21 protein-coding genes are annotated in these 20,292 nt (G+C 64.9%); 10 read left to right on the top strand and 11 right to left on the bottom strand.

The genetic code is table 11. The annotated features are described in order from the left end of the window. Window positions 1-124 precede the first annotated feature (124 nt). Window positions 125-1,240 (top strand): glycosyltransferase, encoded by a 1,116-nt coding sequence (locus BKA04_RS04555; RefSeq protein ID WP_167309670.1) that lies wholly within the window; start codon window positions 125-127, stop codon window positions 1,238-1,240. On the opposite strand, the gene BKA04_RS04560 is transcribed toward BKA04_RS04555, so the two are convergent. From BKA04_RS04560 to BKA04_RS04585, 6 genes are all read right to left on the bottom strand, one after another. Next, window positions 1,222-2,715 (bottom strand): DUF2142 domain-containing protein, encoded by a 1,494-nt coding sequence (locus tag BKA04_RS04560; RefSeq protein ID WP_198413291.1) that lies wholly within the window; start codon window positions 2,713-2,715, stop codon window positions 1,222-1,224. The two genes, BKA04_RS04555 and BKA04_RS04560, sit on opposite strands and share 19 nt — an antisense overlap. Continuing rightward, a complete protein-coding gene (locus tag BKA04_RS04565; RefSeq protein ID WP_104095351.1) occupies window positions 2,715-4,559 on the bottom strand; it encodes an ABC transporter ATP-binding protein in 1,845 nt (614 codons plus the stop codon). The genes BKA04_RS04560 and BKA04_RS04565 overlap by 1 nt, the downstream gene beginning before the upstream one ends. A gap of 32 nt (window positions 4,560-4,591) precedes the next feature. After that, window positions 4,592-5,962 (bottom strand): glycosyltransferase family 4 protein, encoded by a 1,371-nt coding sequence (locus BKA04_RS04570; protein WP_232841959.1) that lies wholly within the window; start codon window positions 5,960-5,962, stop codon window positions 4,592-4,594. Further along, complete coding sequence (gene rfbA / locus BKA04_RS04575; RefSeq protein ID WP_104095352.1) at window positions 5,959-6,828, bottom strand: glucose-1-phosphate thymidylyltransferase RfbA; 870 nt, start codon at window positions 6,826-6,828, stop codon at window positions 5,959-5,961. The genes BKA04_RS04570 and rfbA overlap by 4 nt, the downstream gene beginning before the upstream one ends. Continuing rightward, complete coding sequence (locus BKA04_RS04580; RefSeq protein WP_104095353.1) at window positions 6,825-7,442, bottom strand: dTDP-4-dehydrorhamnose 3,5-epimerase family protein; 618 nt, start codon at window positions 7,440-7,442, stop codon at window positions 6,825-6,827. The genes rfbA and BKA04_RS04580 overlap by 4 nt, the downstream gene beginning before the upstream one ends. A 63-nt stretch (window positions 7,443-7,505) precedes the next feature. Further along, a complete protein-coding gene (locus BKA04_RS04585; RefSeq protein WP_267898936.1) occupies window positions 7,506-8,498 on the bottom strand; it encodes a glycosyltransferase family 2 protein in 993 nt (330 codons plus the stop codon). 59 nt (window positions 8,499-8,557) lie between these two features. Between BKA04_RS04585 and BKA04_RS04590 the strand changes: the two genes are divergently transcribed. Genes BKA04_RS04590 through BKA04_RS04615 form a run of 6 tightly spaced genes read left to right on the top strand, consistent with a single transcriptional unit; the run spans window position 8,558 to window position 13,117 of the window. Beyond that, window positions 8,558-9,445, top strand: a complete 888-nt coding sequence (locus BKA04_RS04590; RefSeq protein WP_104095354.1) for a glycosyltransferase family 2 protein — start codon at window positions 8,558-8,560, stop codon at window positions 9,443-9,445. Between the two features lie 3 nt (window positions 9,446-9,448). Then, the gene (gene rfbB, locus BKA04_RS04595; protein ID WP_104095355.1) at window positions 9,449-10,432 is read left to right on the top strand and encodes a dTDP-glucose 4,6-dehydratase; all 984 of its coding nucleotides are present in this window, start codon (window positions 9,449-9,451) and stop codon (window positions 10,430-10,432) included. 31 nt (window positions 10,433-10,463) lie between these two features. Continuing rightward, window positions 10,464-10,721 carry a type II toxin-antitoxin system Phd/YefM family antitoxin gene (locus BKA04_RS04600; RefSeq protein ID WP_104095356.1) on the top strand — a complete coding sequence of 86 codons (258 nt, stop codon included), beginning with the start codon at window positions 10,464-10,466 and terminating at the stop codon, window positions 10,719-10,721. Continuing rightward, window positions 10,718-11,119, top strand: coding sequence for a type II toxin-antitoxin system VapC family toxin (locus BKA04_RS04605; protein WP_104095357.1), 402 nt, complete (start codon window positions 10,718-10,720; stop codon window positions 11,117-11,119). The genes BKA04_RS04600 and BKA04_RS04605 overlap by 4 nt, the downstream gene beginning before the upstream one ends. A gap of 10 nt (window positions 11,120-11,129) precedes the next feature. Further along, complete coding sequence (gene rfbD / locus BKA04_RS04610) at window positions 11,130-11,981, top strand: dTDP-4-dehydrorhamnose reductase (protein WP_104095358.1); 852 nt, start codon at window positions 11,130-11,132, stop codon at window positions 11,979-11,981. Beyond that, window positions 11,978-13,117, top strand: a complete 1,140-nt coding sequence (locus tag BKA04_RS04615) for a glycosyltransferase family 4 protein (RefSeq protein ID WP_104095359.1) — start codon at window positions 11,978-11,980, stop codon at window positions 13,115-13,117. Before rfbD ends, BKA04_RS04615 begins: the two co-directional genes overlap by 4 nt. A 3-nt stretch (window positions 13,118-13,120) precedes the next feature. Here BKA04_RS04615 and BKA04_RS04620 read toward each other — a convergent pair whose 3' ends face one another. From BKA04_RS04620 to BKA04_RS04630, 3 genes are all read right to left on the bottom strand, one after another. Beyond that, window positions 13,121-14,407, bottom strand: coding sequence for an LCP family protein (locus tag BKA04_RS04620; protein ID WP_221234288.1), 1,287 nt, complete (start codon window positions 14,405-14,407; stop codon window positions 13,121-13,123). 89 nt (window positions 14,408-14,496) lie between these two features. Then, on the bottom strand, window positions 14,497-14,991 hold the full coding sequence (purE, locus tag BKA04_RS04625) for a 5-(carboxyamino)imidazole ribonucleotide mutase (protein WP_174719814.1): 495 nt from the start codon (window positions 14,989-14,991) through the stop codon (window positions 14,497-14,499). Window positions 14,992-15,008: 17 nt separating this feature from the next. Beyond that, window positions 15,009-16,139, bottom strand: a complete 1,131-nt coding sequence (locus tag BKA04_RS04630) for a 5-(carboxyamino)imidazole ribonucleotide synthase (RefSeq protein ID WP_232841961.1) — start codon at window positions 16,137-16,139, stop codon at window positions 15,009-15,011. A 106-nt stretch (window positions 16,140-16,245) separates the two neighbouring features. On the opposite strand from BKA04_RS04630, the gene BKA04_RS04635 reads away from it, so the two are divergent. Continuing rightward, entirely contained in the window at window positions 16,246-16,743 is a 498-nt protein-coding gene (locus BKA04_RS04635; RefSeq protein WP_104095363.1) for a GtrA family protein, read from the top strand. Here the strand turns inward: BKA04_RS04635 and BKA04_RS04640 are convergent. After that, window positions 16,667-17,218 carry a PH domain-containing protein gene (locus tag BKA04_RS04640; RefSeq protein WP_104095364.1) on the bottom strand — a complete coding sequence of 184 codons (552 nt, stop codon included), beginning with the start codon at window positions 17,216-17,218 and terminating at the stop codon, window positions 16,667-16,669. The two genes, BKA04_RS04635 and BKA04_RS04640, sit on opposite strands and share 77 nt — an antisense overlap. 3 nt (window positions 17,219-17,221) lie before the next feature. Next, complete coding sequence (locus BKA04_RS04645; RefSeq protein WP_104095365.1) at window positions 17,222-18,016, bottom strand: biotin--[acetyl-CoA-carboxylase] ligase; 795 nt, start codon at window positions 18,014-18,016, stop codon at window positions 17,222-17,224. A gap of 302 nt (window positions 18,017-18,318) precedes the next feature. Between BKA04_RS04645 and BKA04_RS04650 the strand changes: the two genes are divergently transcribed. Continuing rightward, window positions 18,319-19,347: a nucleoside hydrolase gene (locus BKA04_RS04650; RefSeq protein ID WP_104095366.1), complete on the top strand. Its 1,029-nt coding sequence runs from the start codon at window positions 18,319-18,321 to the stop codon at window positions 19,345-19,347. A gap of 54 nt (window positions 19,348-19,401) precedes the next feature. After that, window positions 19,402-20,289: an ECF transporter S component gene (locus BKA04_RS04655; protein ID WP_198413292.1), complete on the top strand. Its 888-nt coding sequence runs from the start codon at window positions 19,402-19,404 to the stop codon at window positions 20,287-20,289. The last annotated feature ends 3 nt before the right edge of the window (window positions 20,290-20,292 follow it).

Below are 20,292 nucleotides of genomic sequence, written 5' to 3' on the forward strand. Positions count from 1 at the left end.
TCGCACCAGCCTCACCGCGTCACGACCGTCGCCACCTGACCAGTCTCTCCTATCCTCGGAGATTTCCGGAACGCCGATAGACTACTGATCCCCGTAACAACGGCCGATGGGACTGAGCGCAACGGTGAGAATCGCAGTCACGACAGGAGCTCTCAAGGTGCCGCCGACTTATTTCGTGGTCGATCACGCCCAGAGGCTTCGCACCGAGCACGAGTTCGAGGTCTTCGCCCTCGTCGCGGATGTATCCGATCCGGCGATCACCATTCCGGTACACGGCGTCGTCCCGCTGCGCGGCGCTTCGTTCGAACGACGGATGCCGGCCGCGCCGCTCGGGATTCCCCTCCTCGGGGGCAGGATTCGGCGCTTTCAGCCCGACCTTATCCATCAGCACTTCGCCACCTGGTCCGGCCCGGCGATCAGCGCGGGCAGGAAGGGAGCGAAGCCCATCTTGACGACGGTGCATGGCTACGACATCCTGCTGGCTCGGCGCAACAACCGGAGCCTTCGCGATCGGTGGAACCTCGCAAACGTCGCGAATGCTCGGGACCACAGCAACCGGGTGCTCGCGGTCAGCGAGTTCCTCGCTGGCGAAGCCGTTGCGGCCGGATTCGACCCGACCCGACTCGAGGTTCATTACCAGGGGGTGGACACCGAGTACTTCACTCCTCTGCCCGGTACCCAGCATGCGGATTCCGTCCCGGTCGTCGCATTCGTCGGGGCCCTTGCCGAGCGCAAGGGGATCATGGATCTGATCGCCGCTTCGAACGCGCTCATCGGTGCCGTCGACCACCGCCTCGTCATCATGGGCGGCGGGCCACTTGCCTCAGCGATTCAGGCTGAAGCCGCCCGAACGTCTCACATCGACGTGCTCGGAACACTGCCGCGCGCCGAGATCCGCGCGCAGTTGAGACGCGCCACTCTCATGGCCCTGCCCACTCAAGAGCACGACGGCTGGCGCGAGGCTGCAGGGCTCGTCCTGGTCGAGGCGCAGGCCTGCGGTACACCGGTCGTCGCCTACCGCAGCGGTGGAACGCCTGAAATGGTCGATGAAAATCGCAGCGGCCTGCTCGTAGCGGAGAAGGATGTCGCAGCACTCACCTCAGCGATCCGCGATGTACTCGCACTCGGTAGCGAGGACTATCTGCGAATGCGCCATGCAGCACGAGAATTCGCTCACGAGCATCGCAGCCTCGATCGCAGCTGTCGGGAACTCCTCGCGCACTACGCGGAGCTCACCTGACGGCCGGGCCAGGAGACTTCCCTCACAACGATGTAGACCGTTGCGGCAAACGCGAGCGAGCCGATCGCCCACACTGTCATGGGCGAGAACGGGATGTGCCACCACCACTCGGCACCGGCGTCCAGGTTCCATCCGGCCGCGTCGATACCGGTGACGTAGCGCCGGATGTTCATGTGCAGCGCAATCAGGTTCGCGATCGACAGGGTGGCGATGACGAGAATGAGTTGCGGCCGGCTCAGCGAATAGCCACGATCCTTCCGCGTGAGCATGACGAGCCCGATCAGAAGGAGGATGAGCGGCAGCATGTACCGCGGCTGCACCTGCTCGCCGACAATGTCGCCTCCTGCCGTGAGCACGTAGACGGGGAGAATCCAGAGCGTCGCCCCTGCGGCCAGCACGACGACGAGCTTCCTTCCCCACATGCTGCGCAGGGCAACGAATCCCACCGCGACAAGACTCGCGATCGTTCCGTACGACACGATGGCCGGCATCGACGTGTCGAGCCAACCGAGCCCCCACTGGCCAAAATTGCCGGCCCAGAGGAACGGGATATTCAGGAAGTTGTAGGCGAAGCGACCGAACCCGTTGAGATCGGCTGTCGCAGCCCCCGGCGCGAGCGAACCGCCGGTGCCTCCCGAGAATCCGCCCAACCCGGCTGCCGTCTGCCGTGCCGTGAGGAAGAGCAGGGCAGCAGCGATCACGAGGACAACAGGGAGGATGGCGTCCAGCGCATACCTCTTCCAGCCTCGCCTGCCCCGCGGAACAGTCAGGAGGAAGACCGCCCCGATCCCCATGATCGCGTACACTGCCGCATCCCCGCGTGAGCCCGCGGCAAGCACGGTGGCGATAGCCGCCACGCCGCCGAGGCTCCATTTTCGCCATCCGGATGTCTCGAGGTAGCCGAGCAAAGCGAGCCAGCCGGTGCCAACGCCCATGATCGCCCAGGCGCTCGGATTATTCGACGCGAGGAGGAACATGCCCATCGGAACCGAGCCGATCACCCACGGCCAGATGAGTGTTGGGCGTCGTTCGGGAGGAAGAAGAAGGAACAGCCCGGTGATCAGTCCCACGAAGATCAGGATGTTGACGAAGCGCATCACGAGCGCAGACACCTCAACGTCGTGCCCCACGAACGTGTGCATGACGGCGTAGTACACCGGTGGGTAGCCGCCGCTGAAGTTTCCGCGCTTTGTGACGGTGTTGGCGGTCCCGGTGAAGTCGATGCCGTCCTGGCAGGATGCGCTCACCTCCGGTTTCTGCGCGTAACAGATCGAATCGACGAGCGCTTCTGGAACGCTTCGGGTTGCCGCCGACGTGCCAGCTGCGCATTCCGTTCCGTCCACCACAGCGCACCACGTGCTCACGAGGTGGTAATCGTCATCCGGTGCTGCGCCGATGGGCGACGCGAACGCCCAGGCGAGCAGCGCGACGATCGCAAACGCCGGTGCGAAATGGATGGCTCTGAGCTTGCGCACTATCCCTCGCCCACCGATGTTTGATCGGATATAGCCGGCTCCTCGTCGAACGACATGAGCTTCACGTATTCGGCGACCATCGGAACGCTCTTTTGCACCGCCTTGAAGTCTCCGGAGGCGATGACGCGCCCGGCCTCGATGACGTGGACGACATCGGCATGCTGCACGGTGGAAAGCCGGTGGGCGATGACGATGACTGTTACGGTGCCCGCGAGCGCCCGGAGACTGTCCCCGATGATCGCCTCGGAGCTTGCATCGAGCCCGCTCGTCGCCTCATCGAGGATGAGAAGCCTCGGCCGCACATACAGTGCCCGCGCAAGACCGATGCGCTGCACTTGCCCTCCGCTCAGGGCATCCACTTGCTTGCCCACTGAGGTGTCGACTCCGTCGGGGAGGGTTTCGATGAAGTCGGTGAGGTAGGCAGACTTGATGACCTCGGCGAGGCGGACTTGGTCGATGTTCTCCGGTTCGACGCCGAGCGCGATGTTTTCAGCAATCGTTCCGGACACCATGCCGGGCTTCTGCGGGACGTAGGACACCATGCCCGGGGCGATCGTACGTAGGTCGTTGGGTTCAACTCCTCCGATCCGCACCCGACCGGAGTCGGGCCGGATGAGCCCAAGGATCAAGTCGACGAGCGTCGTCTTCCCCGAACCGGATGGGCCGATGATCGCGCTGTATCCCCCGGGGGAGAACTGCAGGCTGATGTCATCGATCGTGTCGTTCGAGTCGGACGAATACCGGTACCGCGCATCGCTGATGACGACCCCCAGGCCGCCATCCGTCACGCGATCCACGGTGTCGGTGGCTGGCTCCATTTCGTGCGGAAGCCGCGCCGGTAATTCGGCCAGGAGGTCGAGTGCAGAGCGGGATCTCTCCGCGTTGATCTTGAGCGCGGCCACCGCGGTCTGGAGCGGGAGGAGTGATCCCATGATTCGCACGCCGCCGGCAAGAAAAATTCCCAGCGTTGCGAGCCCTGAAGCGAGGTCGCCGCTTAACAGCTGCAGCCCGACGAAGACGACGACCCCAAGGATCAGAGCAGTCTCCACGACGTAGCGTGGCATCCCACCAAGGAACTGAAGAACTGCGCCACTTTTTGCAATGCGCCGCCGCGACAGGTGAATGCGGTTCAGGAACAGTTCTTGCCGGCCGAGGACCGAGATCTCGCGAAACGTGTCGAGCGTGTCGCTGATCGCATTCGTCGCATCGATCGTGCCATCTGCCGCATCGTTTCCAGCGCGCTTGAGGCTTCGGCCGATGAAGTACTGCATCCCAACGACGGTGATGCCGAAATAGGCGAGAGCAAACAGCGCAGCGATGGGGTCGACGACAAGAAACGCGATCGCGACGACAAGAAGCAGGAAGGACTCGGTGATGATTGCCGCAACGTTGTTCAGGATGCCGGTGAACGCCCAGTTCGAGCCCGCGGTGATCGCGTACTGAAACTCCGCTTTCGAGTAGCGTTTCGCATTCGCGAGCGACCCGCGCAGGAGGTAGTCGATGAGCCGGTCCGCGTTCCTCGCCTCAACGCGCGAAATGAACTTCGCAATCGACCAGCTGAGGAGGATGGCCAGAACTGCCTTGACGACGAAGACTGCGAGCACGCCGGAGACGAGGATCAACAGCCCGGTTGAGTCCAGTCGAGGGATCGTGAATCCGAGGAGAACGGTGTCCCCACCGTCGGGGTTCAGCTGAGTCGCCCCGATGCTCGCAATCAGGCCGACGAGGATGATGCCAAAGACGTCGAGGATGCCGATCAACGACCGCAACGCGACGAGGGAGAAATAGACCACCCGTTCGCGCTTCGACAGGAACGACAGCGACTGTCGTGCGGCGGCTAGCATTCGTCCAGAGTATCCTCTCGGCCCTCTCTCGCTCAGCGGCGACGAAACAGTCGGCGAGCGAGTTTTGCCATGGTTGCGCGCGGCCCTGAGTGCCGGAGGTGGTGCCACGCCATCGAGAGGTCGTGCCGAAATCCGTATGGTTTCGATCCGCCGGTGAGCGAGCGCGTGTTGAGCGAGCCGGTGTTCTTCCGGTTGGCCGGGTAATCCGCGGCGTGGTGCGGATCGCGGACGAACTCAGCGAGCGGCGCGAGCGTTCTTGCCCACGTGAATGTCTCGGCCACCCGTGCCAGATTCTTCCGCGCCGACTCGGCGAAACTTTCATCGAACAGCACGCGTTCCAACGCCTCGGACAGGGCCACGACGTCGCCGGCCGGCACGACAACCCCGAGATTCTCTCTCGCCACCAGTTCGGCGAAGCTGTCGCCATCGGTGACGACCATCGGCAAGTGCGCCCAGAGGTAGTCGAGGATGCGGGTGCGAAATGAGAACGTCGTCTCAATGTGCGCGAAATGCGTGCTCACTCCCGCATCCGCTTCAACGAGGAAGTTCTCGCGGTCCGCGTAGTCCACCCAGTCCGCATTGAAGAACACGGCTGAGTCGAGAACCCCCTCATCCCGCGCGAGGGCAACCGATTCGCCGACGATACCCATTGTGTCGACCCCCGGGTGCCTGGTTCCAAGGAAGTAGAGGCGCACACCATCCCTGCGCTTCACAAGATCCGCGACAGCCCGGATGAGAGTCTTCGGGTCGAACCAGTTGTAGAGCCCGCCGCCCCACAGAATGACCTTGTCTGTGACTGCAACACCCGGGACTACACCTTTGAGCGCCGGGTGACGGTGCTCGGGGGCCACAGCATTCAGGCCGAACGGCGCAACGGCGATCAACCGCTCCAAATCAGGATCGGTGTCGTACGTGCTCGGGTTGATTCGGCCGAGGGAAGCGAGTTGCCCGAGATAGAACATCCGCTGCCGCTCCGAGGCGCACAGGAAGAAGTCGGCGAAAGCCAATTGCTGGTTGAGCACGCGCGTTGCAGTGGACACTCGCATCTGCCACGTGGCGCGAGGCAGCTCTCGCCCCTGCTCGAGCATCTCGAGGTGCATCGGGTCGTAGATATCGGCAACGATGATGGTGCTCGTGGTGCGCAGGACCTCGAATTGGTCCATCGCGTGGCCCTGGAACACAATGACCTCGGCCCACCGCTCGAGTTCGTTGAACTGGGCGTTATCGCCCGGTGCGACACGGCGCACCTGAAACGGAGCCTCCACCGACTCGAGGTTCGTTGTCGTCAGGAGAACGACGTCATTGTCGGTGGCGAGGTGAAGCGCCATGTTCCAGGCCCGGATGGCCGGCCCAGCCATGCGCGCACCGATCGGGTCGCCGGTAATGATGAGGACGCGCGTCACACGCGATCCTCCAGTAGCCCGAGAAGGTAGGTGCCGTATCCGCTCTTCAGCAGCGGCTCGGCAACGGCGGCGAGTTGCGCGTCATCGATCCAGCCCGCGCGCCACGCGACCTCCTCGATGCAGCCGATCTTGAAACCCTGTCGATCCTCGACGACTCGAACGAACTCGGTCGCTTGCATCATCGAATTGAACGTTCCCGTGTCGAGCCACGCCGTGCCACGGTCGAGCACCTGCACTTGCAATCGTCTTTCAGCGAGGTAGTGCTCATTGACGGCCGAGATCTCCAGTTCGCCGCGCGCACTCGGCCGGATCGATTTCGCCACTTCGACGACCGAGTTGTCGTAGAAATACAGCCCCGGCACGGCATACCTGCTCTTCGGCTCCGCCGGCTTCTCCTCAATGGAGATTGCGCGGAACTCGGAATCGAACTCGACGACCCCGTACGCAGCCGGGTCGGCCACCTGATACGCGAAAATCAGTGCGCCATCGATGTCGTGCAACCGGCGCAGGCTCGCACCGAGCCCGGTCCCGTAAAAAATGTTGTCCCCGAGCACAAGAGCGACGCTGTCACCGGCGAGAAACTCTTCGCCGATGAGGAATGCCTGGGCGAGCCCCTCCGGGTGCGGCTGAACCGCATACTGCAACTCGATCCCCAGTGTGCTCCCGTCGCCCAGCAGTCGCTGGAACTGCGCCTGGTCGTCGGGGGTCGTGATGATGAGAATCTGCCGGATGCCGGCGCGCATGAGCGTCGACAGGGGGTAATAGATCATGGGCTTGTCGTAGACAGGCATGAGTTGCTTGGAGACGCCCTTGGTGATGGGCCAGAGCCGCGTGCCGGTGCCCCCGGCCAGGACAATGCCCTTCACCGTGACCCCGAGACCGCGTCGAGCGTCGCAGTGAACGCGAGGCAGTCCTCGTATGACGGGAGCAGCCCTTGCTCCATCGCCTCGGCCAACGTCGGTGCTACAGCATCCTTGTCCGAGAGGATCGGTTCTGGGGTCCCTTCGGGAAATACCAAGCCGATCGCGGGGTCGAGCGGGGTGATCCCGTGCTCGCTGCCCGGGCGATAAATGTCCGACACGAGGTAGCTCACCGTCGCGTCGAGGGTGAGCGCAAGAAACGCGTGTCCGAGGCCCTCTGAGAGGTAGATGGCGCGGTGATCAGTCGCATCCAGCAGCACGCTGTCCCACTCGCCGAATGTCGGTGACCCGGTACGGATGTCGACGACGAAGTCGAGGACTGCGCCGCTCGCCGCCGTGACGTATTTCGCCTGCCCGAGCGGGACATCCGCAAAGTGGATTCCCCTCAGGACTCCACGCTTCGACACGGAAAGATTTGCCTGGCGCAGCACGAGCGGATGACCGACGGTCTCTTCGAGCGCATCGAATCGGTACCACTCGAGGAATCGTCCTCGGTCGTCAGAGCGCACAACAGGCGTCACCTCAAAGGAGCCGGGGACCGAAAGTTCGCGGATCTGCACCGCCCCATCCTACCGTCGCGCTCTTGGCCCCCAGCGGAAGCCCCGAGCGTCAGCCGCCCGGCGTCACCGCGGCTGGAACAGGTCCCGCGGAATGTCGTATCGGGCTCTGCCATACCTCCCGTACCTGCCCGTTGCCGCCTCGAGAACGACTGGGCCAAGCCTCAGAAATCGGGATCGCGGATAACCGCTGCGCGCGTACTCGTGCGCGAGCTTCGCCTCGGCGCCCCTGACAAGTTCACGATCCACCCCGCCCATGGCTGCCAGCCGCCCGGCGAACGCGCGCGCACGCCCCAGCAACCGCTTGTTACGCGCCGTCCCCGGCTCCCGCAATCGCCCGACCAGCTCCGCGCCGCTCGGGCTGCCGGCACCGATGTGATTCTTCCCGTGCTGCCGGTAGTCCACGAGCGCGTCAGGGAGGAAATCGATGCGTCCCACAACGGCCGCCATGATCGCAAGCCACTCGTCGTGCACCCACTCCGCGGGAAAAGGTACTGCACTCTCCAGGAGAGACCGGCGGAATACTGTCGTCGCCCCGGTGACCACGTTCCGCCTCAACAGCGTGTCCAGGGCCCGGCCCCCGTGCACTTCCCGTTTCTCGCGAGCGCTGAACCCGATGGCCTCGAACAGGTTCTCGCCGAGCGGTTCACCCTCGGCATTCACGAGGCGGGCGTCGCTGAACAGCAACAGGAGGCCGGGTTCGGCCATGAATCGTGCGGTGGCTGCCGCGAGCCGCTCAGGCACCCATGAGTCGTCCTGATCGCACAGAGCGATGAATTCTCCAGTGCAGGCCAGAACTGCTTGCTCGAAATTGGCAGTCACGCCGAGGGGAGCAGCGTTCTCCAACAGGGTCAATGCGACCCCTTCTGTTGGTCGTTCTGCCCTGAATCGCGACATGATGTCTTTCACCGCTGAGACAGTTCCATCGCTAGACGCGTCATCCGACACCACGAGCTGCGCGGGCGGCTGCGACTGGTGAAGGATGCTGCGAAGTTGCTCGCGAACGAACGGCATCCCATTGTGCGTGCAGAGAGCAACGGAGACGGTGGGCGCTGGCACCCCTCCAGTGTAGGTATACCGACCCTTGCCTCAACCGGGCAAACTAGGATTGGGGGCCTATGGGTCCTCGGCAATCTACTCCCGGCTCGCCGCGCGTCGCGGCCGTGACGGTCAGTTATGGCTCCGAACGGGTGCTGCCCCCGTTTTTGGCGTCGGTGCCGGCATCGAGCAGCTCCCCCATCTCCGTCGTCATCGCGGACAACCGACCAGAATCGGGCACTGTTGCGCAGATCGCCGCGAGCGCTGGCGCCCAATACCTCGCAATGCCCCGCAACCTCGGTTACGGTTCGGCGATGAACGCCGGTGTCGCTGTGCTCCCCGCAACGGTCGAGTGGGTGCTGCTCAGCAATCCGGATGTCGTGCTCGCCCCCGGTGCTCTCGACCGCCTGGTTGCCGCGGGCGAGGCCGACTCCCGCATCGGATCCGTCGGCCCGGCCATCCTCAATTCCGATGGAAGCGTGTACCCTTCAGCGCGTGCCGTGCCGTCCCTGCGCACCGGAATCGGGCACGCCATGTTCGCCAACCTGTGGCCGAGCAACCCGTGGAGCCAGCGCTACCGCAACGACTCCACCGTGCCGGGGCGCGGACGAGACGCCGGATGGCTCTCCGGGGCATGCCTGCTCGTGCGGCGGAGTGCATTCGATGACGTGGGCGGCTTCGACGAATCGTTCTTCATGTACTTCGAAGACGTGGACCTGGGCTATCGCCTCGGAAAGAAGGGCTATCGCAACGTCTACGAGCCGGCCGCGCGCGCAGCACACGCTGGTGCCCACGCGACCACCACCGACTCGGTGAAGATGATCGCGGCCCATCACGAGAGTGCACGAAAGTTCCTGGCGAAGAAGTATTCCGGCGTCGCGCTGTGGCCGTTGCGCGCGATGCTCACCGTCGGCCTCAACATTCGCTCCGCTCTCGCAGCGAGACGCGTTACACAGCAAGGACACTGACCCATGAAGATCCTCGTCACCGGGGGCGCCGGTTTCATCGGCTCCAATTTTGTTCGCCGTACGATCGAAGACCGACTGCCTGGCCTCGAAGGGGCCGAGGTCATCGTGCTCGACGCACTTACTTACTCCGGCAATCTCGCGAACCTCGCCCCTATCGCCGCGTCGCCGCACTACCGCTTCGTGCACGGCGACATCCGGGATTCCGGCCTTCTCGACACACTCCTTCCGGACGTCGACGCCGTCGTGCATTTCGCGGCAGAGTCTCACGTCGACCGCTCGGTGCGGGATGCATCGGTATTCGTCGAGACGAACGTTCTCGGAACCCAGCGACTCCTCGACGCAGCGCTTCGCGCTAACCTGAATCGCTTCGTGCACGTTTCGACGGATGAGGTCTACGGGTCGATAGCACACGGCTCGTGGGACGAGTCCCGGCCGCTGGAGCCGAACTCACCATACTCCGCCTCGAAAGCCGGCAGCGACCTGCTCGCCCGAAGCTATTTCCGCACGCACGGCCTCAATGTCTCGGTCACCCGTTGCTCCAACAATTACGGCCCATACCATTTTCCGGAGAAGGTCATACCGCTCTTCGTCACGAACCTCATCGACGATCGGCACGTCCCGCTCTACGGTGACGGCAAGAACATCCGCGACTGGCTCCATGTCGACGACCACTGCCGAGGGATCGCGCTCGTCCTCACCGGAGGAAGGCCCGGCGAGATCTACAACATCGGTGGCGGGACAGAACTGACCAACCGTGAGCTCACCCAGATGCTGCTGGACGCGACCGGCCACGACTGGTCGTACGTCGATCCGGTCGAGGACCGCAAGGGCCACGACCTGCGGTACTCGGTCGACATCGGGAAGATCTCGGCAGAGCTCGGCTACGCGCCGCAGGTTCCCTTCGAGCAGGGGCTCGCGGATGTCGTGCAGTGGTACCGCGACAACCGCGCCTGGTGGGAGCCGTTGAAGCATCGGGCTGCGCTGTAGCCATACTGCTACACACTGCTACACTGGTGACATGTCCCTCGTCCCTGTGCGCGAACTGCGCAACAACACCGCCGCCGTCATCGAGCGTGCACGACGCGGTGAAGACGTCACGATCACCGTCAACGGGGTCGCGGCGGCGAGACTCGTCGCTGTCCCACCGCTTCAGCGCGAGTTCCTGACGATCGCGGATCTCAAGGCCATGGCGCCGCAGCCGGGACGCACCGCGCCGGAGTTCTGGGACCACGAGCTTGACGGCGATACCACCGACGACCTCGACTCCATCGAATGACCCCGGAACGCGGACTGCTCGACACGAGCGTCATGATCGCCGTCGAGACGGGGCGATCCGTCGACTACGGAGCAGTTCCCCTCCAGCAGTTCGTGTGCGCAATCTCACTGGGTGAGTTGTACTTCGGTGTCCACTCCGCGCCGACTGCGGAAACCCGCGCGGCGAGAATCGGCACACTCGAATCCATCGCCTCGCTTACCGCACTCCCCGTCAACGCCGCCGCTGCCGCGCACTGGGGCCGCTTGCGGCTCCGGCTGAAAGAGGAAGGGCGGCGTATCAACGTCAACGACCTGTGGATTGCCGCCGTCGCCCTTGCGCACGGCATGCCGGTCATCACCCAGGATGAGGACTTCACCATCCTGAGCGACCTCGGCGGCCCCGATGTGATCATGGTCTAGGAGAACGACAATGACCTATCTCATCACCGGAGCGGGCGGCATGCTCGGGCAAGACCTCCAGCAGGCGCTCGCCGGTCGGCCCGCGACCGCGCTCGGCCGCAGCGACCTCGATGTGACCGACGAGGATGCCGTGCTCGATGCGGTCGCCGGCCACAGCGTGGTCATCAACTGCGCCGCCTACACCCGGGTGGATGATGCGGAGACCGACGAGGATGCCGCCTTCGCCATCAACGCGACCGGCGCAGGCAACCTCGCGCGTGCTGCCGCCATCCACGGCGCCACACTCGTCCAGCTCTCCACCGACTACGTGTTCGATGGCAGCGCGACGACCCCCTACGCCGAGGATGCCCTGCGTCATCCGATGTCCGCCTATGGTCGAACGAAAGCCGAAGGCGAGCGACTGGCCCTCGAACTCAATCCCGGTGCGACCTACATCCTGCGAACGGCGTGGCTCTACGGTGCCCATGGGCCGAACTTCGCGAAGACGATGGTGCGCCTCGCGAGGGAACACGGAACCGCGAACGTGGTCAGCGATCAGCTGGGCCAGCCAACCTGGACCGTCGACGTCGCGCACCAGCTTCTCACCATGCTCGACAACGAGTTGCCGGCCGGCGTGTACCACGCCACCAGCAGCGGCGAGGCAAGCTGGTTCGACTTCGCGAGGGAGGTGTTCAGCCTCTCCGGATTCGACCCTGATAGTGTCAAGCCGATCTCGAGCGGCCAGTTCCTGCGGCCTGCCCCCAGGCCAGTGTTCTCGGTGCTCGGACACGAGCAATGGAAGCGGTTCGGACTGGATCCGATCCGCGACTGGCGGATCGCACTCGCCGAGGCAGCAGATCAGGGAGTCCTGGAGAACACATGACGACACTGAGCGTGATCGTCGATCCGATTGTTGATCCGGCGTCCTCGGGCATCCGCCGCTATACCGAAGAACTCACCCGCGAGCTCATCCACGTCGCGCCGCCGAATTGCGACGTGGTCGGGCTCGTAGCAGCCATGACGCCTGAGCAGGATGAGCAGCTCCGCCTGCTTCTGCCCGGGCTCGCGGAAATCCGACCCAGCAGGTGGTCCCGCACGGCACTCACCTCAGCCTGGCGATTCGGCCTCGGCGGGATCAACGGCAGAGGAATGGTGCACTCAACGAGTCTTGTCGCCCCCCTGAGTCGCCATGACCGGATGAACTACGAGTCAGACCAGATCGTCGTGACGATCCACGACGTGATCCCCTGGACGAACCCCGAAACTCTCAGCCGCAATCGCGTGTCTTTGCATAAGGCGATGACCCGACGCGCTCACCGGTTCGCGGATGCGGTGGTCGTTCCGAGCCACGCCGTCGCCGCCCGTCTCGGTGAGCTCTACGACTTCGGCGACCGCATCCGGGTGATCGGCGGAGCGGTGAGCCCAAAGCTTCAGGTCCCCGTCGACGCCGAGACTCGCGCACAGCGGCTCGGCCTGCCCGAGAAATACCTGCTGAGCGTGGGAACCCTCGAGCCGCGCAAGGGGTTGACGGCGCTCATCCGATCGCTTGCCGAGCCGGATGCCGTCGACCTTCCGCTTCTCATCGTCGGCCCAGACGGATGGGGCGGCGTCGACGTCAATGCCATCGCCGCTGAGGCCGGGCTGCCGGAGGGCAGGGTGCGAACTCTCGGTTTCCTCCCGGATGCCGACCTCGCCGTTGCGCTCGACCGTGCCACGGTTTTCGTCTTCCCGAGCATTGCCGAAGGGTTCGGCCTTCCCGTTGTCGAAGCGCTTCACTTCGGTACCCCCGTCGTCCACTCGGACGACCCCGCCGTGGTCGAAGTCGCTGCCGATGCCGGCATCGCCGTCGCCCTCGAGGACGCCGAAGGTTACCCTCGACGCCTCGCCGAAGCGATCGCCTCCGTCGTGAACGATCCTTCGCTGGCCGAACGCCTCCACTACAAGGGGCTGGACAGGGCCGGCGCGTTCAGCTGGCGCGACGCGGCGGAGAGGGTTTGGCAACTTCACGCCGACCTGTAGTGGTCAGGGCTGTGGGGTCGGCGTGCTCTTCGCTATTGCCGCCGCGACGGCCTGGGCGATCTTGTCGTAGTCCGGGTGCGCCGGGTTGAAGTCCGGCGGGACGAGTTCCAGTCGCGTCACCGGCAGTTTCCGCGACTTGGAGGCCAGGTCGACGAAAAGCCCAAGCATCACGGAGGGAATATCGGTCTTGACCACCTGCTTTCCCGCCTCCGCAACACCCTGGAATTTCAGCAGGACGTTCGCGGGCGTGAATTCGCGCAGGATCGCCTCCTGCACGTCACGTTGGCGGGACATCCGCGAATAATCAGTCGTGTTGAAGCGCGAACGCGCGTACCACAACGCGGTGTTTCCGCCGAGATGCTGCTTTCCCGCCTCCACCCAGGCGAACGGCTTGGCCCCCGGTACCTCTGCTGCAAGCGGTGTCCGCTCCGGCACGTCGATCGTGATCCCGCCGAGCGCGTCGATGAGGTCGGAGAAACCCTTCATGTCGATGAGCACGAAGTACTGAACCTTCAGGCCGAGAACCCCCTCTGCGGCGTCCCGCATGGCCTCAATTCCGGGCAGGCTGCCGTGCTTCTCGGCATCCGGGTAGAGGTCCGGATGTTCCTCGCCATAGGTGTACAGGTAGTTGATGAGACACGGATCGCCGCAGTTGTATCCCTGAGGGAACGGGCCATAGAGCGGAGAGCCCTTCACGAAACGGATCTGCTCGGAGTTGCGCGGGATGCCGATGAGCACCGTCGCGCCGGTTTGGGCGTCGACGCTGGCCACCGAGATGCTGTCGGGGCGCAGCCCGACGCGATCTGGCCCCGCGTCACCGCCCAGCAGCAGGATGTTGTACCGGCCGTCGACCGGTGGCGTGTACTCTCCGCTGTCGAAGATCGTCGTGATCGCCGACCGTGCCGACCCGGCGACGACGGCACCGTAACTCGCAACGCCCGCAGTTCCCACCAACCCGACCACTGCCAGAGCGGCCACGAAGGCGCGGGCAGTCGGGCGCACCTTCACGAGCCGGACGAGCCTCAGCGTGTCGAGCGTGAAGATGATCCAGATGACGACGAGGACCACCAGCACGACCTGAATGACCGCGAGCACCGTCGGATTCGCTGCCAGCGTGTACACGGCAACCGGCCAGAGCCAGTAGAGCAGCAGGCCGACCACGATGAGTCCCCACACGATGAAAGTGCAACTGACGCCGACCTTACCCAGCCGGCGGTTTCCCGCGATCAATTGCGCTGACCCGGGGATGAGGAGGTTCAGGGCGACAAGCCACCACGCTCGCCGTCTCATCACGTCGGGGGACGAACTATCCGGAAATCGAACCGGGCTGACTGCACTCACTGGGCGGCGCTCACTGGAAGGCATTCACTGGGCTGATCTCACTGCGCAGAGGAGAGTGCAGCGTTCTTCGCTGCGACCGAGGCTTCGAGGGATGCCGCGAAGTCGGTGAGCCTGGACGCGAGTTCCGGGTCGGTCATAGCGAGCATCCTCACCGCGAGGATCCCAGCATTGCGGCCACCGCCAATCGACACGGTCGCCACTGGGACACCGGCGGGCATCTGCACGATCGACAGCAGTGAGTCGAGCCCGTCGAGGTTCGCCAGCGGAACGGGCACGCCGATCACTGGCAATGTTGTGACCGCGGCCAGCATCCCCGGTAGGTGGGCGGCACCTCCCGCCCCCGCGATGATGCATCGGATGCCGCGTCCAGCCGCTTCCTTGCCGTAGGCGATCATCCGCTCCGGGGTTCGGTGTGCTGAGACCACTTGCACCTCGTGCTCGACGCCGAACTCTTTGAGCACCGCTGAAGCGTGAGCCATGACCGACCAGTCGGAATCGGAGCCCATGACGACGGCAACGAGGGGTGGGGGCATGGTGACAATGCTAAAGGCTAGTCTCCGAAGAGGGCCGCCATGGCGCGCGCCTCGTGCAGGACGGTGTCCAGATCATCCCCCATGGCCGTGACGTGCCCGACCTTCCGACCGGGCCGCGGATCCTTGCCGTAGTTGTGAATCTTGACGCCGGGGAACGCGGCGAAAGCGTTCTGGTACCGGTCCGCCATCGTGCCAGTGGTCGGGCCGCCGAGGATGTTCACCATGACGGTCCACCCCGCGACGGGAGCGGTGTCTCCGAGCGGAAGGTCGAGGACTGCCCTCAGGTGTTGCTCGAACTGGCTTGTGACCGACCCCTCAATACTCCAGTGACCAGAATTGTGAGGGCGCATAGCGAGCTCATTGACCAGGATGCGGCCATCCGCCGTCTCGAACAGTTCGACGGCGAGCACGCCGGTGACGTTGAGCGCTTCCGCAATCGCCGTCGCGATGTCGGCGGCGACGCGCGCGAGCTCCGGGTCGAGCCCAGGTGCCGGTGCGATCACCTCCGCGCACACGCCGTCACGCTGGATGCTCTCAACCGCAGACCAGGCGGCGACCTGCCCCGACGGCCTTCGCGCGACCGATTGCGCGAGTTCGCGCCGAAAGTCCACGAGCTCCTCGGCGAGAAGGGACCCGCCATTCCCATCTTCGGCGAGCGCGGCGAACCAGTCGTCGGCCTCGGTTGCCGCGCGAACGATCCTGACGCCCTTGCCGTCGTAGCCGCCACGCGCCGTCTTCACGACGGCGGCACCGTTGTTCTGCTCGAGGAATGTCGCGAGTTCAGCGGAGTCCGCGACGGCGGCCCAGCGGGGTACCGGAATTCCGAGCCCGGTGAGGGCAGCGCGCATGTGCAGCTTGTCCTGGGCGGCGAGAAGCGCATCCGGGCCGGGGTGGACAGCGAGCCCCGCGTCGACGAGCGCGTGCAGGACAGCCTGCGGTACATGCTCGTGATCGAAGGTCACCACATCCGCTGTTGAACAGAATTGAAGGACTTTGTCCACATTCCGGTAGTCGCCGACATCGGTTGCCGCCAGGTCGGCGGACATTCCTTCGCTTTCGGCCAGAACGCGAAGGTCGATGCCGAGATTGATCGCCGCCGGGACCATCATGCGCGCCAGCTGCCCACCACCGATGACGGCCACCCTCATTGAGTCTCCCTCAGCCATTCCCAGCAACGCCACTGATTCGGACGGTTAGAATTCGTACCGCCCGTGTCCATCTTTGCGTATCTTCCGTACGCCAGGCGGAGGTCTCGTGAAAGCCCTGATCCATCAGCTCCTGCGTTTCGCAGCGGTGGGCGGCGTCGGGCTCGTGGTGGATGTCGGGATCTTCAATCTGTTGCGTGTCACGGTTCTCTCCCCCGAGCACCTGCATGAGGGACCCGTCGTTGCGAAGGTCATCTCGACGTCCGTTGCGATCGCCGTGAACTGGCTGGGAAATCGCTATTGGACGTTCGGGCCGCACCGTCGCCCGCGAGCGTTCCGCGAGGGCATGGAATTCGCGCTCGTAAGCATCGGAGGCATGCTGATAGGTCTCGCCTGCCTGTGGATATCGCACTACGTGCTCGGATTCACCTCGCTGCTCGCCGACAACGTGTCCTCCAACGTCATTGGGCTTGCCCTCGGTACAGCCTTCCGCTTCTGGCTCTATCGCACCTGGGTCTTCAGGCCGCGCGTCAGCGCTCCCCCCACACGATCGTCTCGTCCGGTGGACTCGACGCCGCCGCCTGCCGTCGTGCCGCAATCGGATTGATGCTGCGCTCCATGAGGTCGTGGAGCGTGCCCTGCACGAGGTCCGCGTTCGGCACATCCTTGAGCACGACCGGATGGTCGAGGCCGGTGTTGATGCGCACGTCGCCGCTCCCGAACATGCTCTGCAGCGCGTTCTTGCGCACCGTGATGTCGTAGCCCCGGCTGTGGAGGAGTTCCTGTCGCACCCGGATGAAGAATCCCCGCCTCAGGACCAGCCGCCTCGTCGTGATCGTGTAGCGGCGTCCGAGCCAGTTCAGGAGCGGCAGCAACCACAGCAGGATGATCGCGAGTACACCGACGACGAGCACCGTGTTGTTCTGCCAGGCCTCTTCGAAATGGCCATAGAAATAGGCCGAACCCCCCACCGCGGCGATGAGGACGATCGTCGGCCAGAAGAGAGCACGTCCGTGCGAGCGCAGGGTGGCGACCCGATACTCTGCCTCCTGCGCCGCGCCCGTCTGACCCGTGGTGGACATGAATCATTCATACCGCAGATGCGTCACGTCACCGGCGGCGACAGTCTGCATGCTGCCATCGGAATGGACCCTCAGGCGAAGCCGGCCGGCGTCGTCGAGGTCGACAGCGGTCCCGACGAGGTGGCTGCCATCCGGCAGACTGACCTGCACGGAACGCCCGAGGCTGCTGCAGGCGGCGCCGAGGCCGGCGCGGAACCGGGCGAAGTCGGCATCCGACGTCGCGCTCGTGAACTCCTGCCATCCGCGTTTCAGTTCGTCGAGATAGCCGACGAGCGCGAGGTCGGCGAGCTCTTCCGCGGATGCCGTGGCGCCGTTGAGAAGGAGCGATGTCGCCGTCGGAACCGGCAGTGACTCGGTGGGGATCGTGAGGTTCACGCCCGCGCCGACCACGACCGACCTGGCATCCGGAAGCAGCTCGGAGAGCACACCGGCGACCTTCCTGCCCCCGATGAGGACGTCGTTGGGCCACTTGAGGGCGACGTCGCCAGAAGGGACGAGTCTCCCGACCGCCGTCGCCATGGCGCGCCCGGCCAGGAGCGGAATCCAGCCGTAGCGCTCGAGCGGCACGGCGCGCTCCCGGGGCCGAAGCAGAACGGACACGGCCAGGGATGTCCCGGGCGGGGCCGCCCAGGTGCGTCCCAGACGACCTCTCCCCGCCGTCTGGTTGAGCGATGCGATGACCGTGAACTCGTCGAGTGTCTGTGTCGCCGCACGGGCGACGAGCTCATCGTTCGTCGAGGGCACCTCGTCGAGAACGACCAGCAGCGCCACCCGATCCTGCGCGAGGGGAAGGTCCATGTCCCAAGGCTACGGCGCGTCGCGACACGGTCATAGACGGCCGCCGTCGAAACCCGCTAGCCTGTGTCCCACGGGCGCCCATCGCGTCCACGGTGTCATGACGAAACGGAGCCGGATTGCCTGGATAGGTCGACGCCGCCCGAGCGGCGCCCTGCGATACGCAGGTTGCGCAACTCGACTCCGTGGCCGAGACCCTTCACCCCCGCCAGACCGACGAACCCGTCCGGTCACCACTGGTGGAGTTGAACCCGTCCACAGTCCGTGACGATGTTCGGCCCGCCGCCACCGACAAGGAAAACTTCATGACCCAAGCGATCATCATGGACGTCGACACCGGCATCGATGATTCCCTCGCCCTTCTCTACCTCCTCGCAAGCCCCGAAGCCGAGATCCTCGCGATCACCTGCACGAGCGGGAACGTCCCCGCGAAACAGGTGGCCATCAACAATCTCGCCTGGCTCGAGTTGTGCGGTTCGCCCGACATCGAAGTGGCGCTCGGCTCTGAGGTGCCCGTCCTCGCGCCGCTCATGACGACGGAGGAGACCCACGGCCCGCAGGGCATCGGCTACGCGGAACTGCCCGCCCCCACGCGGACCGTCTCCGCGCGTCACGCCACCGAAGTGTGGATCGAGCTCGCACGAAGCCGCCCCGGCGAGATCGTCGGTCTCGTCACCGGCCCGCTCACGAACCTCGCCCTCGCCCTCCGGATCGAACCAGAGCTGCCGCGCCTGCTCAAGCGCCTCGTCGTCATGGGCGGCGCGTTCAACCACGCCGGCAACACGCTTCCGACCACGGAGTGGAACATCGCCGTCGACCCCGAGTCGGCCAAGATGGTCTTCGACGCGTTCTCCGGCCTGCCCGCTGACCGTCGGCCGATCATCTGCGCACTCGATGTCACGGAGCAGATAGAGATGAAGCCGGAGCACATCGCGGAGATCGGTCGCCGCGCCGGGAGCACGCCGGATGAGATCATCGCCGAGGCGGATGTCGACGGCACGCTCTCCACGGCATCCAACAGCGTCGTGCGGTACCTCACGGATGCCGTGCGCTTCTACATGGAATTCCACATCGCCCACAACCAGGGCTTCCTCGCTCACATGCACGATCCGTTCGCGGCGGCCATGGCCCTGCACCCGGAACTCGGCACGACGCGGGCGGCCACGGTAGACGTCGAGCTCGCGGGCTCTCTCACCCGCGGGCAGACGGTCGCGGACTGGGCGGGCATGTGGGGGCGGGAGCCCAACGCCGACATCGTGGTCGCCGTCGATCCGCCCCGATTCTTCGACCACCTCGTCGAAAGGGTCAGCGAATTCGCCCGTCGAGTCGGCTGACCCGCACCACCCCAGGTAAACGCAGTAGTACCAACGCCAATGAAGGAGAAAGTCATGAGTAGCACCGCAGCAACTCCTGCCGACTCGAAGAAGGTCCGAAACCGGATCTTCATCGCGGTCGGCACGATCATCATCATCGCGACGTACCTGTACCTCGTCGTCGGCCAGCCGACCGACATCGCACAGAGCTCGTTCAGCCAGTCGGGCCTCATCGCGATCGCCGGCTACGTGGTGGGCGCCATCCTGCTCGCCATCGGCGCCATCCACCGCCTCCCCACCGCCACCGTCGCGATGGTTCCGGTGGCGATCGCGCTCAACATCGTCGTTGGGCAGATCGTCTCGGTCATCGGCCTGCCGGTCTACCTCGACTCGATCGGTACTGTGCTCGTCTCGGCCCTTGCCGGCCCCGCCGCCGGTGTCGTCACCGGTATCCTCACGAACGTGATCTGGGGTCTCACTCTGAGCCCGATCGCGCTTCCGTACGCGGTCGTCCAGGTCATCATCGGCGTCATGGCCGGATACGCGGCCCGGCTCGGCATGTTCCGCCTGTTCTACCTGGCCCCCGTGGCCGGTGCGATCACCGGAATCGTCTGCGCCATCGTCTCCGCCCCCATCTCCGCCTTCGTCTTCGGTGGAGCGACGGGTGGTGGCACGGGCGCGATCGTCGGGGCATTCCAGGCCATGGGGCAATCGCTCCTTGGTGCGACAACGCTGCAGGGTCTGTTGTCCGACCCGCTCGACAAGGCGATCTCGTTCACGATCGTCGTGCTCATCCTCGCAGCACTGCCGAGCCGGTTCCGTCAGCGCTTCCCGTTCGTGCGCCAGTACAACGTGTTCGGTCGCAAGGCGCCCGCGCTGCAGCACCAGACCGCTGCTCCCGCGGCACCGGCCGCATCCGCAGTCCCGGCAGCGGATGTCACCGACGCGACGCCAGACAACTAGGAA

This window comes from Terrimesophilobacter mesophilus (genome assembly GCF_014200375.1).
Classification (GTDB): domain Bacteria; phylum Actinomycetota; class Actinomycetes; order Actinomycetales; family Microbacteriaceae; genus Terrimesophilobacter; species Terrimesophilobacter mesophilus.